Here is a 17,476-nt window from a genome sequence, read left to right as displayed (position 1 = left end):
TGGCTTAGTTATGTACGGGCTGATTACCGTGATTCACTAAGCAACGAATCGCACACTCCCCTTCCATATTTGGAACGAGCATTTTATTAGCGATCGCCTCAAATGGAAAGCACGTCAACCCCTTTATATTCTGCTGCTGCGGACATATAAACTATCCCAAGAGCTAGAAATTCCCTATTACGCCAAATACGCTGGCTGCAAGTCATGGATTGATTTAGATCAATCGATTCACTTGGAAACAGCACAACCAGTTTTATCTAACTTTGCATACAGCCAACTAGTAGAGACAATTCGCCAGATTGTCGGCGATAAGTTGTATGCTCCATCCTTCTAATAACCGAAATTGCTGTCTAGATACCCGACTTTTTGAAGAAATCGGGTATCTAAATCTAGCTTAAGTAAGTGCTATTCCACCCTATAATTAATTTTATTTATACTCTAATATTAGCTTCGGTTAAGGAACGAAAGCCAACATTTCCGGGGCTACAATTTTTTATAACCCAAGCGTATTGCTTTATAACTAACTTCCAGAATCTGCGCTTATATATCTAAGCAGAAAAACAAATAGTCTGATTGCGATCCTCAGTCAAAACAGTAGTGATTGTTACACACGATCGCAAAAAACGCGGATAACATGGGAAAAATCTCACCTAATAAACAAGGTGAGGCAAAGTTGTTTATCTTTATGTCCCTTTAACAGCTGTCTTCCAGGCTATGAGTTGTTAAGCAATTATCCTGTAGTGGATAGAACTTAATTACATTTTGTCTAAAGTATTAGGCAAAGATTATCCCCAAGGGTGATAATGAGCTTGACAAAGATCAGCTATTATGCATAATTAGCGAAAAGCAAAGGAGTTTGCAATGCATCGACAAATGTGCTGGTTATCTAAGTCTGGTGGCGACGGAGAGAAAATTTTGTATTTGCAGACAGAACCCAATCAACCCTGGCGTCCTTACACAGCTTTTGGACATTTTTCAGTCCCAGATTATCAAATACCAGGTGGTTCTAAAGGTTGGGCAACTTATCAAAAACTTTTGAAAGCAGGTTGGACACTAGTACCTAGCGCACGGGCAAACGAGTTTGGCAGCAACAGCTACGCAGAGTCAACAATCCAAAATCAATAGTTATTAGTCATTTGTCATTAGTTATTTTTTGCGTCCCTGCGTTTCCCTAGTGTCTTACTCCCTCACAAACCTCTGGGGGAACCTTCACCGCGAGGATCGGCGGCTCCTTCTAAAGTTCCATCAGATGTAACAGCGATCGCGTTACCATTACCCCAAGGAGTAGTTTCTTTTATTTTGTGCCCCCGACGGCGTAAGTCTTGCAAAGTCAAAGCATCCAAGCCCCAGGATTCTACGCGCAACTCATCTGGCAGCCATTGATGATGTATGCGTGGAACAGAAACAGCCGCACCAACATCCATGTTGTATTCCAGCACATTCAGGATTACTTGCAAAACCTGGGTGATGATGGTGCTACCACCAGGCGCGCCTGCTGCCATCCGAAAATGACCATTTTCTGTGACAATTGTGGGAGTCATACTGGATAGGGGAGTTTTACGGGGTGCAATACTATTCGCATCGTTACCAACTAAACCAAAAGCATTAGGCACTCCTGGCGCAGCGGCAAAATCATCCATCTCATTGTTGAGAACAATTCCAGTTCCCGGTGTCACAATACCAGCACCAAAAATGAGGTTAATCGTGAAAGTCAGACTTACGGCGTTGTGTTCTTCATCCACAACAGTCAGATGAGTGGTTTGGAGAGATTCATGGGGAAGACAAGGGGATGAGGCAGGGGAAGATGAGGGAAGACGCAGACATTTTGAATTTAAATCTCCTGGCTTGACTTCAGTGGAGGGTCGAGCCATTTGCATATTAATTTCTTGACGGCGTTTTTTGGCGTAAGCTGGACTGAGGAGTTCTTGTACAGGGACTTTGACAAAATCAGGATCGCCTAAATATTTTGAGCGATCGCTGTAAGCAATCTTCATTGCTTCTACCATTAAATGTATTGCGTCTGGATGATGCCATCCCAAAGATTTTAGATCGGTGTCACCGATAATATTTAAAATCTGCAATAGGTGAACGCCTCCTGATGATGGTGGTGGCATTGAGCAAATTTTAGCTTTGCGGAAATTGCCACAAACGGGAGTGCGCCAGATTGGTTTGTAGGCTTTTAGGTCTTCGAGAGAAATTAAACCACCATTTTTTACCATATCAGAAGCGATCGCACGAGCAATACTTCCGGTGTAAAAACTTTGGGGATTTTCGGCAATTGCTGTTAGAGTGCGTGCCAAATCACGCTGCACTAACTTCTCCCCTGGTTGGTAAAATTCACCATTACGAGTGAAAATTTCCCGCGCGGCTGGATTGTTGAGAACTACTTGCTTGCGGGGATCGTTTGCTTGCAGAGAACGCCAAGTTACCATATCGCTAAGAATAAAACCATCTTTAGCGAGTGCGATCGCAGGTTTCATTACCTCTCGCCAAGAAAGCTTACCATAGCGACGATGCACTTCATAAAGTCCCGCTACCGTTCCTGGTGTCCCGACTGCCAAATAACCATTAATACTTGCATTCGGAGACACCTTGCCTGCTGCATCTAAATACATATTTCTTGTAGCTTTCAGGGGTGCGCGTTCGCGGAAATCTAGCGCTTTCATGTCGCCAGTTTTCTCAGAGTGCATCAGTAAAAATCCGCCGCCACCGATTCCGGCTGAAAAAGGCTCAACTACAGAAAGTGCAAAGGTTGTGGCTACAGCTGCATCGACTGCGTTCCCACCTTTGCGTAACATCAAAATTCCCGCTTCACTTGCTAGGGGATGGGCTGAAACTACCATTCCCTTCTTGCTGCGTAAAGGTAAAGTTAAGGCGGCTGATGCGACTTGGCTGTAAAGTAAGATGGTGAAAGAAAAAATTGCGCTGGCAACTCGCTTGGGTTTAGCAACAGTAAGCATTTTTATACAATTTCTCCTAAAATTTTATATTTGTCTAGCATCATGGTGTGAGATTATTAATACAAGCTGATTTGAAAATTTTACATTACTTATAAATGCTATGTTGCGAAAAATAAGTAAAACATTTTTTAAAGCTTTAACTATAGGATTATGTATCTCTAGTGGAAGCGTTCTCTCTCAAACATTACCGCTATCCTCTAATTTAGTTGGTTTTAATACACCTGAAGGTGAAAAATTATTATTTGAGAGTAAGTCCAATGAAGACTTCTTTCCGTTGAGTATGCAATTCACCACTCAAAATAATCAGGCATATTGTGGTGTTGCTAGTATGGTTATGGTACTGAATAGTCTAAAAATTTCAGCACCAGAAGTACCACAATACAAGCCATATCGAGTATTTACTCAAGAAAACTTTTTTAGTAATGATAATACAAAAAAAGTGCTAACTCCCGAAGCTGTGTCTCGCGAAGGTATGACTCTAGATCAGTTAGGGCAATTACTAGCTAGTTATGGCGTTAAAGTTAATGTTTACCACGCTGCCGACACTAGTTTAGAAGAGTTCCGCAAACAAGCAGCAGAAAATTTAAAACAACCGCAAAATTTCATTTTAGTAAACTATTTACGCAAAGAAATTGGTCAAGAGAAAGGCGGACATATTTCTCCTGTAGCGGCATATAATGAGCAAACGGATAGATTTTTAATTCTTGATGTTTCTCGTTACAAGTATCCACCAGTTTGGGTAAAAACAACAGATTTATGGAAAGCAATGCTTACAAACGATCCTTCATCAAAGAAAAGCCGCGGCTTTGTATTTGTAAGCAAAAGCCTTTGATTAACAATCTGTTCATTGGATTTATGAATCCGGCGATCGCTTATCCTCCATGTAATGCGATGCCTGGCGACAAGCCGCTTCTCTACGAGAGACTACGCTAACGCTTCTACGCCAATATCTAAAATGTGAGCTAATTATGGATACCGTAATTACACCAGAAAGAATCGAGTTACCACCTGGCGCGGTGTTGAAGCTTTTGGGAAATTGGAAAGACTATCAAGTATTGAGTCAGCAACTAGGCGATCGCTCCTCACCTCGCATTAAATATCGCAGAGGAGAAATTTTGCTGATGGCACCGCTACCAGAGCATGGAAGAGATGCGAGTTTGTTGGCATTGATAGTAATAGCTATACTTGACCATTTAAACCGCATATATGAGTCATTTACGCCCATCACCATGAGCTTGCCAGAGATTAGTGGTATTGAACCAGACTTTTGCTTTTACATTGAAAATTGCAGAGCAGTAGTAGGCAAAAAAAGAATTGATTGGGAGTCAGATCCACCACCAGATTTAGCAATTGAAATAGATGTGAGAAGCTACACCGATATTAATGATTTCTTGCCTTATCGAGTGCCAGAAGTTTGGATATTAAAGAGTAATCTGTTATTAATTTATCGGTTGCAGGAAGAAAGTTATGTGCTTACAGAAAGCAGCTACTTACCTAACGTCAGAGAAATTGTACAGCAATGTCTCCAAATGGCCAATGAGCAAACAACAAGTGAAGTCATTAGGTGGTTAAAGAATTTTTTGCATGGACAACATTAGTACAATGTCTAACGTAGTTTTAAGAGTTTGTAGTAAGGACTAAAGTTCTTACTACAAACTCTTAAAACTTGACAGACTAGTAGGGTGCGTTCCGCTAACCCTTAATTACGAATTATTTAATCCCTTCGATTTCCGAAACTCCTGGACAACATCTTTAATATCACGTAATTCTCCCTCAACTAAATAGTTTAACTGTCGCATTTCATCTGCCGAAATCTTTCCAGCGAGGGAAGCGATCGCTGTTCTTAATTGGGGATATTTTTTTAAGATTTCTTGTCGGACAATTGGCACAGTTTCGTAAGGTGGAAAATAATGTTTATCATCCTTGAGTACAACTAAACCCAAGCGAGAAATTTGCCCATCAGTGGAATTACCCGCCACCATATCCACCTGTTTTTGAATCAAAGCACGATATATTAAACCCAAGTCCATAATTTGGGGTGGTTTAGCAAAACGTAAATCGTAAGCTTTAGCTAATCCTGGGAAACCATCTTCCCGTTCTAAAAATTCGTAGCCGAAACCGCCACGCCACTGCGGTGTATATTGAGTAGCTTCGGAGAGAGTTTGAATATTGTTGCGTTTGGCATCTTCACCCCGAATAATCATCGCAAAAGTATTTTCAAAACCCAAGCTAGGCATCACTTCCAGATTGAATTGCTGGGCATATATTTGTTTTATTTTTTCGTAAACTTCTTTGGAGTTATTAACTGGTTTTTGCTTTAAAATTGCAGTCAAAGCTGTGCCTGTATACTCAATATAAGCATCAATTATACCAGCCTTTATAGCATTATGACAAACAAATGAACCACCTAAACGGGGACGACGAGCTACTTTTAAATTAGTTGTTGCCTCGATTTGCTGTGCTAACAATTCACCTAAGATATCTTGTTCGGTAAAATCTTTGGAAGCAACAACTATATTAGCATCGTTATTACTATTGATATTCCCCGTGCAGCCAGCAATTACCAGTAACAAAGCAAAAGTTAAAAAGCACAATGCCAAAAATCTTTTCATTACTTAAGTTTTAATTTTTAATTTATTCTCCATCAAGCCAATTGCGAAGTCAGCTAGTAATGCAATTGCCGCCGCCGGAACTGCACCAGCTAAAATTAACTGATTGTTCACTACTGATATGCCGCGAAAAATAAACACTCCTAAACCACCTGCCCCAATTGCGGCTGCAATAGTTGCAATACCAATGGCAATGACTGTTGCTACTCGCACTCCTGCCAAAATGACTCCTAGTGCTAAGGGAATCTCAACTTGCAACAATAATTGTCTATCTGTCATTCCCATGCCTCTCCCAGCTTCTCGAATCGCTGGATCTACGCCAGTAATACCCGTGTAAGTGTTACGAATTATCGGCAGCAAGGAATATACAGTCAGAGCAACAATTGCTGGTACTGCGCCAATTCCGCCAATTATGGGAACAGGAATGAGTAAGCCAAACAGCGCCAAACTAGGAATAGTTTGAAAAATATTTGCTATGCCGAGAATTGGTTGGCGGAGATAGGTTTTACGTGTAATCAAAATACCTAAAGGAATGCCTACAAGTATGGCAATTCCAATGGCAATGCCTACCAAAAATAGATGTTCTAGAGTATGCTGAAGAATTTCTGGGGCATACTTAACGAGGAAGAAATTTTTCATAAAGTATCTTGCAGGGAACGCAGACATTGAAGAAAGGCGAGGCTTTCTGGGTGTTGCGATCGCATAAATTCATCTGTCGTCCCCAATACTATCAATTCTCCGCCAGACATTAAACCAATTCTCGATGCTAAAACTAAGGCTTCTTGAATATCGTGAGTGACAAACACAACTGTTTTACCTAACTCTTGCTGCAAATGCCGAAACTCTTGTTGCAGTTCTAGCCGCGTAATTGGATCGAGTGCGCCAAAGGGTTCATCCATCAATAACACTGGCGGATCTGCTGCTAAAGCCCTCGCTACCCCGACTCTTTGCCGTTGTCCTCCCGAAAGTTCGTGCGGGTAACGTCCGGCAAATTGTGCTGGTTCTAAGCCTACCAATTGCAACAACTCATAAACCCGCATTTTAATTTGTTTCGGTTGCCACCCTTCCAAAGACGGGACTAAACCCACATTGCGTTCGACAGTGAAATGGGGAAATAAACCAATTTCTTGAATAACGTAACCAATTTTTCGCCGCAGTTTAATTTCATCCCATTGAGTTGTAGGAATACCATCAAATAAAACTTCGCCTTGTGTAGGTGTAAATAGGCGATTAATTAATTTCATTGTGGTGGTTTTGCCGCTACCACTGCGCCCAAGTAATACCAGTGCTTCTCCTTGACGGATGGTGAAGTTGAGATTTGACACCAATGGGCGATGGTTGCGGCTAAAAGTGACATCGCGAAATTCGACGGTGGTTTGGTTATTTTGCGGCATGAGTGGCTTTTGGGGGGACGCTAGCTATTGTATTATGTGCTGATTTTGCTAGCGTGCTAACGCCCATTTGCTTTTCCTAAAATTAATCTGAGTGGCGATTTTCTCCAAAGTAGGGAGTATTTAAAGCTTTCGGGGGTGTAGATTTTCCCAACTTACCGACTAATGCCAATAAAGCGATCGCGTTCTGTTTGAGTTATTTCAACACTCTAAAGAAACAATTTCTCCCGGATTTCTCAAAGACGCGATAAATCGCCGTCTCTACAAAAGAATGATTATTGTAGAGACGGGGATTCATCGCGTCTCTTGCCTTATCCTGCATTTTATGCAGTTTTAGCATTTTCATCAGATGCTTGTTCTGCAACATTTTTTAAGCGACTCGACCTGATTTTGCGGATGCGATCGCTATAGCGAACACCACCCGCCATCTCATATTCGCGGCTGTCTTTGCCGTACTTGATACCAACCACCATCAGCATCTTCTCAGAAAGCTGACTCAAGTTTTTTTCCATCTCTTCAATTTCAGTTTTAGAAGAGTCAACTACAGACAGAGCAGTATTATAAACATCAATTTTGTTGCGTAACTGGTCGATTGACTCAACTAATTTTTCTAGACTATAATCTTCATCAAATTTGACGCTTGGAACAATCGATTTCAGTCCAGCCGATCTTAACTGAGCTTTTTCTAAAACACGGGATGTGCGTTTTTTTCGAGACATAAAACTACTCCTTTCAAATTATTATAAGGCTAGTTTGCCTCAATTAAACTGCATTCTGGTTCAGCAAAACTCGCAGTTTTCGTAATAATTTTTTCAAGTAATAGCAGTAAATTTTCGGAATTTTATTACTAGATATTGGTATTTATATAGATAATTGTCTAAGCTTCATCAAAACTTTAAGGTACACTGCTCCCACAAGTTACGAAGCTGCTCCCATAAGTTGCGAACCTGCTCCCGTAAGTCGCGAACCTGCTCCCATAAGTTGCGAACCTGCTCCCATAAGTTGCGAACCTGCTCCCGTAAGTTGCGAACCTGCTCCCGTAAGTCGCGAACCTGCTCCCGATTATTGGGGAGTTGCTCCTATAAGTTGTGAAGTTGCTCCCATAAGTTGCGAAGCTGCTCCCGATTGTTGGGGAGTACGTAGGCAAAAATCTTGTAAGCGATCGCATAGTATTCTGTAGAAAAGATCGATATAAGCGATCGCAGTTTAGACAAATCCAATTGCTGCGCCTTACCACACAAGCGTGAAATTTAGATGCATTTGTCCTGAAACACAACTCAAAAACTTTCAGCTTGATAAAAATATATTTCAGCTTGATAAAAATATAACTGTTAAAATCAGCATAATGGTGTCAAAATGCGAAATAATACACCCAATAGGAGAAAAATGCCAGCCATTGTTAAATTACAACTCTCCTTAGAAACTTTAGCAGAAGCAATATCTTCTCTTGATTTAACAGAAAAACGTCAACTTCAAGAGCTAATTGAGCAGCAAATTTTTGAAGCCGAAGAAGCGTTGTACGAAGACGATGCAGATACACTGGCAGAAATTGAAGCAGTTCGCGCTGAGTATAAAGATGGTGAGTCCTTGACTATAGATGAATATCTTGCTAATCGCTCAGAGCAGAGATAATGAGTTATGCGATCGTTATTTCAAAGTCGGTACAAAAGCAGATCGATAACTTACCAAATGATATTTCTCTGCGTGTTATTGAGAAAATCCAATATCTTGCTTTGGAACCACGTCCCGATGGAATTGTCAAGTTAAAAGGTTCTGATAACGAGTATCGTATTCGGATTGGTGATTATAGAGTTCGTTATGAGATTAATGATGAAAGTCAACTCGTACAAATTTTGCAGTGCAAGCATCGAAAAGATGTTTATAGAAAAAGTTAGTTTTGAGATGCTCAAGGTCAACGCGATCGCTTAGTATTCTGTAGAAAAGATCGATATAAGCGATCGCTATTTGCCCATAAGATAAATCTACATATCTAATACACTACTCATCAACAAGTCTAAGTGCTGACTCCAAAACTTGTGTACTGATTCTAAAACCGACCTGAATCAGTTGCTCAAAAATCGGTTTAGCGGCTTCTACCTTACCTTCCCGTTTCGCAAGTAGAATAACACCGAGAGTTCCTCGCACCGGAATCTCTAAAGCAAGTGCTGCGGTTTTTGCGGCGCGATCGTCTAAAATTGCTTCATAGCCAGGATTGTTATATATCCAGGTGAGAACGTGACTTTCTCCCAAACCAAGACCCCATGCAGCAATCACTGGATCGACTTGTTCCACATCTTGAACATAGCTAGTTCCTTCATTCAAAATCCAGAGTTTTGCAGGGTCATTATCCGGTGCAATGCAGATTTCTTGAACAACACCGCTAGGAATAACAATTTGACTACAAAGTTCTGATAGCAAATGAACTTGGTTAATTTTAGTCAGTACAATCAATGGAGAAGCATTTACAACCCATTGTCTAGTCACGCGCTAACTCCTGGGCTAATTCTTCAGGAGTTACTTGAAAAGGTGAGACATTATAGCGATCGAGTGCTTCTAAAAATTGCTGACGGCTAACTCCGGCAATTTCAGCAGCCTTAGATTGGGAAAGCGTACCAACTTCATACCATTTAACAGCAGCCGCTAAACGCATCTCTTGAACAAACGTTTCTGGGTTAGTGCGGAGTGCGGAAAAAGCATCATTTGGAAGTTGAATGTTAATTTGTATGGTCATAAATTCAGTATTATTTATGGAGAGCCAATAGCGCGATCAATAATAACAATCAAATACTACCATTATTAATAAAGACGAGAACAAAGCCAAAGATAACCCCTGGTGATCGCTCATTGACAGTCTAGACAATTTCTCTGATGATTTTATGACTAATTGCGATCGCCCACTCATGGACACCAGAGAGAGTTTGTAAATTCGATACCTGCTTGATGGTTGAGTAGCTGTAAATGGCGATCGCACTTCGCTTAAAACTATAGAGCCTGCATCCCCTTATACCAATTGACTGAAATCAGGCTACAGATGCAAGTTAAATCTAACTCTCTTAAATTACGAATTACGAATTATTTCCACCATCGCGCCACATCAACAATTGCACGGGCAATTTCTGCCGTTGCTGCTTCACCATCTAATGCAAATATAACTACTCATATCATACCAAATTAGATGAGCTTACCCTGCCACCCCACTAGTACCCCGAAGCGGAATTAAAAATTAAAAATGAATACAGTGTAAGCATTTCATTGATTTTAAATGAACGTGAGTTCGACAGACCTCTCCCTCCCAGCCTCCCTCTCCTAAAAGGCGAGGGAGGAGTAACGAGAAAATAGGGTTTTTGCTCCCCTCTCCTCGTAGGAGAGGGGCTGGGGGAGAGGTCAAAATAGCACTCGTCGAACTCACGTTAAATGAGTAGTTTATTTACGCCGTGGCTTACTAGCTGGTAATTTCAAGACTCCATCTCTGCCAATTCTAACCAGCGTTCAGTCGCCACATCGATCGCGTGCTTGAGCTTTTCCACATGATCGTATAATTTCTGCACCTGGCTATAATTCCCCGGTGAGACATTCGCCAGTGTTTTCTCGGTTTCCGCCTTCTCCGCCTCTAACTCGGCAATTTTACCTTCCAACTGCTCAAATTCTTTTTTCTCCCAATTGGATAACCTACGCCGCTTGGTATTCTCTACCTCCTTGGGTGAAGCCGCACCATTTTGGACTTCGGCATTTTTCGGCTTCTCCTTCGCGTTAGTAGCTTGCTGCTGTGCCTCTTCAGCCTTCTTATAGTCCAGATAAATCGAGTAATTACCTGGATATTGCCTCAGATTACCGCCTTCCTCAAAGGAAAATACTGTGTCAATGGTGCGATCGAGAAAGTAGCGATCGTGAGAAACTACAATTACACACCCGGCAAAGTCTTCTAAATAATCCTCTAATACTGCCAATGTCTGAACATCTAAATCGTTTGTCGGTTCATCTAAAATTAAGACATTGGGCGCACCCATCAAAACCCGCAACAGAAATAAACGGCGTTTTTCCCCACCCGAAAGTTTACTAATGGGGGCATACTGCTGATTACCAGGAAACAAAAACCGCTCCAACATTTGGGAAGCAGTAATTTGAGTGCCATCGGTAATTTTGACAAATTCTCCTTCTTCTTTGATGTAGTCAATCACGCGCTGATTTTCGTTCAATGCTGTGAGCAATTCTTCCGAATGTTGGTCAAAATAACCGATGTGAACTGTAGTACCAATTTCTGCAATGCCAGAATCTGGCTTAACCCGTCCAGTAATTATATCCATTAAAGTCGATTTACCAGCACCGTTAGCGCCAATAATGCCGATGCGGTCTTCTGGACTAAATTCGTAGGTGAAATTATTAATCAGAGTGCGTCCATTATATGCCTTAGAAACGTTATCTAATTCAATAACCTTTTTGCCAATGCGACGACCAACTGTCGAAATATCAACTTTACCCTGAACTTGTTTAAATTCAGTATCCCGCAGAGCGTGAGCGCGGTCAATTCTCGCTTTTTGCTTGGTACTTCTGGCTTTCGGCCCTTTTTTGAGCCATTCCAACTCGCGGCGCAACAAGCCTTGGTGTTTACGTTGACTACTTACAGCAGATTCTTCAGCTAAAGCTTTCTTTTCGAGGTAATATGAATAGTTACCTGTATAGGTGTAAATGTCGCCTCGGTCGATTTCCACGATCCGGTTGGTAACGCGATCTAGAAAGTAGCGATCGTGAGTAATCAAAAACAATGCGCCGCGATAGCGATTTAAATAACTTTGTAACCATTCCACAGAAAGAGCATCTAGATGGTTTGTTGGCTCATCCATGAGCAAAGCATCTGGTTCTGATAGCAAGGCTGATGCTAAAGCAATGCGCTTGCGATAGCCTCCAGATAAAGTACTTATCTTGGCATCAAAGTCAGAAATTCCTAATTTTGTGAGGATGATTTTGGCATTTGTTTCTAGTTCCCAAGCACCACTCGTATCCATCCGTTGCATAACCACAGAAAGGCGAGACATCAGTTGGCTATCATCTGGATAGTGAACCAATTTATCAGAAAGTTCTTCATACTCGCGTACTAAAGCTGTATGTTCGCCACTATCAGCGAAAACTTGCTCTAAAACTGTGTGATTTTCATCTAAATCTGGCTGCTGGGGTAAGTAGATGATTTTAGAACCGGAGTTGATTAAAATTTGACCGCTATCAATGGATTCTAACCCAGCGATCATTTTTAATAGGGTTGATTTACCAGAACCGTTAGTACCAATTAATCCAACTTTATCGGTAGCATCAAGGCTAAAGCTCGCATCTTTTAAAATTTCCTTGATGCCAAAGTCTTTTTTTACTGATTGTAGTGTAATAATACTCATAAGATTGAAGTGATTAATTCTTTTTCATTAGTGAGTAGGTAAGACAAATTCCTTACCTACATTGCCGAATTCTATACAAATAAGTCCAAGGGAAGGTGTCCATACATTTCGTTGATTCCATCTTCGTCATAAGACTGGCAAGATACTAATACACCACGATGATGTCCATCATAGGAATCAAGATAACACAAGCCATTTTTACCATTTAATTTGATATAAACTGGGACTTCGGGTGTCAGCAAATTATTTGGTGGTTCATAACCCAAAGCCAAAGAATAGGTTTTCATTGCCAATATTCCTTCTTCTGCTGTATCAGCACAAATTCCTAAAATTTGGTAATCAGTAAGCTTGGCGAGCAAAATTAAGGCATTACGAATTACTACTTTTTCTGATGAGTTGAGGATAGGGGCAATGTCTAGACAGTTGAATTTGTTCAGTAATTTTTTAGCTTCTTCGGCAGTGAGATTTTGAGGATTGGGGGTTGACATAAACTTCGACTATTATCTGGTTGGTTTTTCTGGGGTGTTTGAGTTGGGACTAGCCCAACTTATACCATTTTGGATTTTAGGTTTGGAATTGGAAATAGTCCAATGTATTGTAGAATTTGTCTGAGGTCAGAGCAAATTCCATAATCTTAGACCTTGTTATCTCATGCCCACTTCCCTTTTACGGTTGATTTTGGACATTCCCAAGGTTGAATATAAAGGGTACGCCATTTTTTGAGTCATTACCCATAACCAGGACTTTGGGCATCTGAGCGCCGCCAGTCTTCCAAGCTTCAATGGCTTCTTTTTGCAGAACCAACTGTCCTCCTTGGGCTTTGAGTGTCTCTGCTAAAAGTCTTTGAGCTTCTGCCCTACCTTTGGCACGATTAATGTCTGCTTGTGCTTCTTGTTCAGCTTCACGTGCTACGTAAACGGCTCTTTGCGCCCGTTGTTCAGCAATTTGTTTTTCTTCAACTGCTCTGGCAAATTCTGGCGAGAATGCTAAATCAACTACACTAGTATCTAATACAATTATCCCATATTTATCTAAGCGATCGCCTAATGCTTGATCGAAGTCTTCTTTCAATTCACTTCGTTTAGTAATCGCTTCTTCTACTGTTCTTCTAGCTGCGGCAATTTTAAATGCTTCTTGTGTCTGAGGAGCAATGATTTTTGATACAATATTCTCTAATGTTCCTTGTTTTCTTCTAACTTCAACTACCTTTATCGGATCGAGGCGAAAGTTAATTGCAAATCTCGCAGATAAATTTTGCAAATCTTTAGTGGAACTTTCCGCTGGTACTTCAAATTTTTGCACCGTCAAATCATACACATCTATCACAGTGATAAAAGGCGGTTTCACGTGAATACCTTCCAATAAAGCGCCATCTCTGGCTTTACCCAAGATGCTGATTACTCCTGCTTGTCCTGGGTTAATAATGATAAAGGAATTTAGCCCAATAATCGCTAGTATTGCTAACACAATTCCCAAAACTGTGGTTTGCCAATTACCAAATTGCTGATTTTTCAAATTCCTCTCTCCAATATTTAGTTATTTGTCATTTCTTATTCTCCCCCTGCTCCCCTGCCCCCCACTCCTTGAATAAACTCAGTTACTAGTTTCTCACTAGTCTGTCTGAATCAATCTTCAGACTCAGGACTTAGGACTCAAGACTTTGTTCCGTGGTAATATCAGTGACACGAAATCGCAAAAAGCCGTGGCTACTGCATTAAAATCTCATCGGGCATCAAGAAGGCGTAAACATTCAGCGCATCCTCTCCAGCGTTTGCTTGAGTATGGACACCAGTATCGTAAACAAATTTGGCTGGCGACTACTTATTCTACCCTCAATAAATTTTTCGACTTAGCACCACCCGGCTTAATTGGCGTGGCGGTGGATGTGGTAGTCAAGCAACAGGATTCCATAATTGCACAGTTAGGGGTGCGGGATGTCTTTCAACAATTTTTGATTATTTCCTTCCTGACTGTGGTCATTTGGATACTAGAATCGGTTTTTGAGTACGCCTACGCTCGACTTTGGCGGAATTTGGCTCAGAATATTCAGCATGACTTGCGTTTGGATGCATACAAACATTTGCAAGAGTTGGAATTGGCTTATTTTGAAGAACGCAGCACTGGCGGTTTAATGTCTATCCTCAGTGATGATATTAACCAATTAGAGCGGTTTTTGGATGGAGGCGCAAATGATATCATTCAAGTTTCTGCAACTGTTCTAATTATTGGCGCTGCTTTCTTTATTCTGGCTCCTAGTGTAGCGTGGATGGCTTTGTCACCGATGCCATTCATTCTCTGGGGTTCTTTTGCCTATCAACGACTACTTGCACCTCGCTACGCTGATGTCCGCGAAAAGGTGGGTTTTCTCAATTCGCGGTTGTCAAATAATATCAGCGGAATTACTACTATTAAAAGCTTCACATCTGAAGCTTATGAAGCCTCTCGTTTGGAATTAGATAGTGACGCTTATCGCCACAGTAATTCTAAGGCAATTACTCTTTCTGCTGCTTTTGTCCCGCTAATTCGGATGCTGATTTTGGTGGGGTTCACGGCATTACTTTTATATGGCGGAATGGCAGCAGTTTCTGGAGCCATGTCTGTAGGTACTTACAGCGTATTAGTGTTTTTAATTCAGCGTTTGCTGTGGCCTTTAACTAGATTAGGTGAAACATTTGACCAATATCAAAGGGCAATGGCTTCTACTAATCGAGTCATGAATTTATTGGATACTCCTATCGCCATTCATACAGGTGATGTAGCTTTACCTGTGGATGAAGTACGCGGTGAAGTTCAATTTAACAATGTTTATTTTGCCTATAAAGATAGATTTCCAGTAATTAAAAATCTGTCTTTGGATATTCCGGCAGGGAAAACCATTGCAATTGTCGGTTCTACTGGTTCTGGTAAAAGCACTTTAGTCAAACTCTTGTTACGGTTATACGAAGTGCAAGCTGGAAATATTACTGTCGATGGTATTGACTTGCAAACTTTGAATTTAAAAGATTTACGGCGCTGCATCGGTTTGGTGAGTCAAGATGTGTTTCTATTTCATGGCACTGTAGCAGAGAATATTGCCTATGGTAGCTTTGAGACTACAGAGCAAGAAATCATCACGGCAGCGAAGATAGCCGAGGCGCACGAATTTATTGTTGAATTGCCCGAAGGTTATGAGACAATTGTGGGGGAAAGAGGACAAAAGTTATCTGGTGGACAAAGACAACGGATTGCGATCGCACGCGCAGTCTTAAAAAATCCGCCTATTCTGATTTTAGATGAAGCTACCTCGGCGGTGGATAATGAGACAGAAGCGGCTATCCAGCGATCGCTAGAACGGATTACAGTAGATAGAACTACAATTGCGATCGCTCATCGTCTTTCCACCATCCGCAATGCCGATTGCATTTATGTCATGGAACATGGGAAATTAGTAGAGTCGGGAACCCATGAGCAATTGCTGGAGAAAGACGGTATTTATTCCGGCCTCTGGCGTGTACAGTCAGGTTTGAGATAAGTTTCGCCTATTGTCTGTGTCTTCATTACGAATTATTTATGTTTTTTGGTAATAGTCAACCAGAATCAGGTGATACTAAGTGGCGTCGCCAGTTGGATAAGTTTGTCAAAGCAAATCAGCAGGAATTGGCGGCGCTGTTTTGGGGATTGTGGTTAGCAAATGGTGACAGTCAGGGTACTGTTGGTATTGATTTGCAACCAACACCGCATTTTGTTTATTGTCCGAAAAAGCAGATAGAGAATTTAAATATTAGAGTTGAAAATCGGCTTCAGGAAATTTTGGGGATTGTGGAGAATCACAAACCGGATGTGGAAGTTGTGATGATTGGGATTGGGAAGGGGGAAATTAAGTTAATTCAGTTTGCACCGGAACCAGCGCCACCGATTTGTTTTGAGCAAGTTGGGAAGGATGTAGACGGGTTATTGGATGTGCTGGAAGAGAGGATGAGCGAGGAGATTGTTTTTTAACTTGCATATATTGCGCGGTAGTTTAGTAATATTTGGTAGATTGCACCTCATTTTACACTCTGAACAAGAGCGATCGCCCTCACAACACCATCATTTCACTTCAGAACAAGAACGCTCTGGTTTGGAACAAGAATATTATCATTGAAAACAAGAACGTTCTCATCTGGAACAAGAACATTCTCGTTTAAAACAGGAACGTTCTCACTTGAAACAGAAACGTTCTTGTTTGAAAGATGAAACTTCGAGTTCAGAACACGAAACTTGGAGATCAAAGCTTGATTGATGAGGTTGGGAACATGAATTTTGCTATTGTGAAGTGAGGCGCTCGCGTAAATCTGCTAAATTTTTACGCACAGTCACAGTATTAGGATGATTTATTCCTAACCGTTGCTCAAAAATATCTAATGCTTGAATGTACAAAGGTTCAGCTTCGCTGTATTTGCCTTGGGAATAGTTGAGTCTCGCTAGGTTGTTGAGGCTAGTGGCAACATAAGGATGTTCTTCACCTAGCAGCTTGCACCAGAGTGCTAAAGCTTGTTGGTACAGAGGTTCAGCTTCGCTGTATCTGCCTTGGGAACAGTAGAGTCCCGCTAGGTTGTTAAGGCTAGAGGCGACATCTGGATGTTCTTCACCCAGCAGCTTGCGCCTAAGTGCCAAAGTTTGTTGGTGCAGAGGTTCGGCTTCGCTGTATCTACCTTGGGAATCGTAGAGTAAAGCTAGGTTATTGAGGCTAGTGGCGATATCTGGATGTTCCTCTCCCAGCAACTTGCGCCTAAGTGCCAAAGCTTGTTGGTGCAGACGTTCGGCTTCGCTGTATTTACCTTGAGAACGGTAGAGTTCCGCTAGGTTGTTGAGGCTCAAGGCGACATAAGGATGTTTTTCGCCTAGCAATTTGCACCTGAGTGCTAAAGCCTCTTGGTGCAGAGGTTCAGCTTGGCTGTATCTACCTTGGGAACAGTAGAGTCCGGCTAGGTTGTTGAGGCTAGTGGCAACATCTAGATGTTCTTCACCCAGCAGCTTGCGCCTGAGTGTTAAAACTTTTTGGTACAGGGGTTCAGCTTGGCTGTATCTGCCTTGGGAATCGTAGAGTGCTGCTAGATTGTTGAGGCTAGTGGCAACATCTAGATGTTCTTCACCCAGCAGCTTGCGCCTGA

The 17,476-nt window shown here is 41.5% G+C and carries 18 protein-coding genes and 1 pseudogene; 8 read left to right on the top strand and 11 right to left on the bottom strand.

The window, feature by feature from the left end:
* Positions 1-55 precede the first annotated feature (55 nt).
* Both HWQ42_RS08735 and HWQ42_RS08730 read left to right on the top strand, forming a co-directional pair.
* Positions 56-334: pseudogene (locus HWQ42_RS08735) on the top strand (DUF1802 family protein); the annotation flags it as partial.
* Positions 335-861: 527 nt separating this feature from the next.
* Positions 862-1,125: a hypothetical protein gene (locus tag HWQ42_RS08730; protein WP_292811018.1), complete on the top strand. Its 264-nt coding sequence runs from the start codon at positions 862-864 to the stop codon at positions 1,123-1,125.
* Between the two features lie 62 nt (positions 1,126-1,187).
* Here the strand turns inward: HWQ42_RS08730 and ggt are convergent, their stop codons facing one another.
* Entirely contained in the window at positions 1,188-2,960 is a 1,773-nt protein-coding gene (gene ggt, locus HWQ42_RS08725) for a gamma-glutamyltransferase (protein WP_292740781.1), read from the bottom strand.
* A gap of 100 nt (positions 2,961-3,060) precedes the next feature.
* Here ggt and HWQ42_RS08720 point away from each other — a divergent pair, with 100 nt between their 5' ends.
* Positions 3,061-3,792, top strand: a complete 732-nt coding sequence (locus tag HWQ42_RS08720; RefSeq protein WP_292740779.1) for a phytochelatin synthase family protein — start codon at positions 3,061-3,063, stop codon at positions 3,790-3,792.
* A gap of 136 nt (positions 3,793-3,928) precedes the next feature.
* Positions 3,929-4,558, top strand: a complete 630-nt coding sequence (locus HWQ42_RS08715; RefSeq protein ID WP_292740775.1) for a Uma2 family endonuclease — start codon at positions 3,929-3,931, stop codon at positions 4,556-4,558.
* 105 nt (positions 4,559-4,663) lie between these two features.
* Here the strand turns inward: HWQ42_RS08715 and HWQ42_RS08710 are convergent, their stop codons facing one another.
* The 4 genes from HWQ42_RS08710 to HWQ42_RS08695 all read right to left on the bottom strand — a co-directional run bounded on the left by HWQ42_RS08710 (position 4,664) and on the right by HWQ42_RS08695 (position 7,679).
* Positions 4,664-5,572, bottom strand: a complete 909-nt coding sequence (locus HWQ42_RS08710; RefSeq protein WP_292740773.1) for a glycine betaine ABC transporter substrate-binding protein — start codon at positions 5,570-5,572, stop codon at positions 4,664-4,666.
* Positions 5,573-5,575: 3 nt separating this feature from the next.
* Positions 5,576-6,208: an ABC transporter permease gene (locus tag HWQ42_RS08705; RefSeq protein WP_292811016.1), complete on the bottom strand. Its 633-nt coding sequence runs from the start codon at positions 6,206-6,208 to the stop codon at positions 5,576-5,578.
* Complete coding sequence (locus HWQ42_RS08700; RefSeq protein ID WP_292740923.1) at positions 6,205-6,963, bottom strand: ATP-binding cassette domain-containing protein; 759 nt, start codon at positions 6,961-6,963, stop codon at positions 6,205-6,207. Before HWQ42_RS08700 ends, HWQ42_RS08705 begins: the two co-directional genes overlap by 4 nt.
* Before the next feature lie 320 nt (positions 6,964-7,283).
* Positions 7,284-7,679: a hypothetical protein gene (locus tag HWQ42_RS08695; RefSeq protein WP_292811014.1), complete on the bottom strand. Its 396-nt coding sequence runs from the start codon at positions 7,677-7,679 to the stop codon at positions 7,284-7,286.
* Positions 7,680-8,346: 667 nt separating this feature from the next.
* Between HWQ42_RS08695 and HWQ42_RS08690 the strand changes: the two genes are divergently transcribed.
* Both HWQ42_RS08690 and HWQ42_RS08685 read left to right on the top strand, forming a co-directional pair.
* Positions 8,347-8,592 carry a hypothetical protein gene (locus tag HWQ42_RS08690; RefSeq protein ID WP_292740763.1) on the top strand — a complete coding sequence of 82 codons (246 nt, stop codon included), beginning with the start codon at positions 8,347-8,349 and terminating at the stop codon, positions 8,590-8,592.
* Positions 8,592-8,855: a type II toxin-antitoxin system RelE/ParE family toxin gene (locus HWQ42_RS08685; protein WP_292811012.1), complete on the top strand. Its 264-nt coding sequence runs from the start codon at positions 8,592-8,594 to the stop codon at positions 8,853-8,855. Before HWQ42_RS08690 ends, HWQ42_RS08685 begins: the two co-directional genes overlap by 1 nt.
* A gap of 103 nt (positions 8,856-8,958) precedes the next feature.
* Here HWQ42_RS08685 and HWQ42_RS08680 read toward each other — a convergent pair whose 3' ends face one another.
* The 5 genes from HWQ42_RS08680 to HWQ42_RS08660 form a co-directional block, all read right to left on the bottom strand.
* The gene (locus HWQ42_RS08680; protein WP_292811010.1) at positions 8,959-9,444 is read right to left on the bottom strand and encodes a DUF3368 domain-containing protein; all 486 of its coding nucleotides are present in this window, start codon (positions 9,442-9,444) and stop codon (positions 8,959-8,961) included.
* Entirely contained in the window at positions 9,437-9,691 is a 255-nt protein-coding gene (locus HWQ42_RS08675; protein ID WP_292740757.1) for a UPF0175 family protein, read from the bottom strand. Before HWQ42_RS08675 ends, HWQ42_RS08680 begins: the two co-directional genes overlap by 8 nt.
* A 724-nt stretch (positions 9,692-10,415) precedes the next feature.
* Positions 10,416-12,344 carry an ABC-F family ATP-binding cassette domain-containing protein gene (locus tag HWQ42_RS08670; protein ID WP_292811008.1) on the bottom strand — a complete coding sequence of 643 codons (1,929 nt, stop codon included), beginning with the start codon at positions 12,342-12,344 and terminating at the stop codon, positions 10,416-10,418.
* Positions 12,345-12,415: 71 nt separating this feature from the next.
* Positions 12,416-12,832 carry a DUF1824 family protein gene (locus tag HWQ42_RS08665; protein WP_292811006.1) on the bottom strand — a complete coding sequence of 139 codons (417 nt, stop codon included), beginning with the start codon at positions 12,830-12,832 and terminating at the stop codon, positions 12,416-12,418.
* A 178-nt stretch (positions 12,833-13,010) separates the two neighbouring features.
* A complete protein-coding gene (locus tag HWQ42_RS08660) occupies positions 13,011-13,859 on the bottom strand; it encodes a prohibitin family protein (protein ID WP_292811004.1) in 849 nt (282 codons plus the stop codon).
* Positions 13,860-14,046: 187 nt separating this feature from the next.
* Between HWQ42_RS08660 and HWQ42_RS08655 the strand changes: the two genes are divergently transcribed.
* Entirely contained in the window at positions 14,047-15,855 is a 1,809-nt protein-coding gene (locus HWQ42_RS08655; protein WP_292811002.1) for an ABC transporter ATP-binding protein, read from the top strand.
* 38 nt (positions 15,856-15,893) lie between these two features.
* Positions 15,894-16,322 carry a hypothetical protein gene (locus tag HWQ42_RS08650; RefSeq protein ID WP_292811000.1) on the top strand — a complete coding sequence of 143 codons (429 nt, stop codon included), beginning with the start codon at positions 15,894-15,896 and terminating at the stop codon, positions 16,320-16,322.
* A gap of 306 nt (positions 16,323-16,628) precedes the next feature.
* Here the strand turns inward: HWQ42_RS08650 and HWQ42_RS08645 are convergent.
* Positions 16,629-17,476 (bottom strand): tetratricopeptide repeat protein (locus HWQ42_RS08645; RefSeq protein ID WP_292810998.1); only part of this gene is annotated, 848 nt, incomplete at its 5' end.

Source organism: Nostoc sp. JL23, from assembly GCF_017115065.1.
GTDB lineage: Bacteria > Cyanobacteriota > Cyanobacteriia > Cyanobacteriales > Nostocaceae > Nostoc > Nostoc punctiforme_A.
The sequence above is the reverse complement of the archived record's forward strand: the minus strand, read 5'-3'. Positions and strand labels throughout refer to the sequence as shown.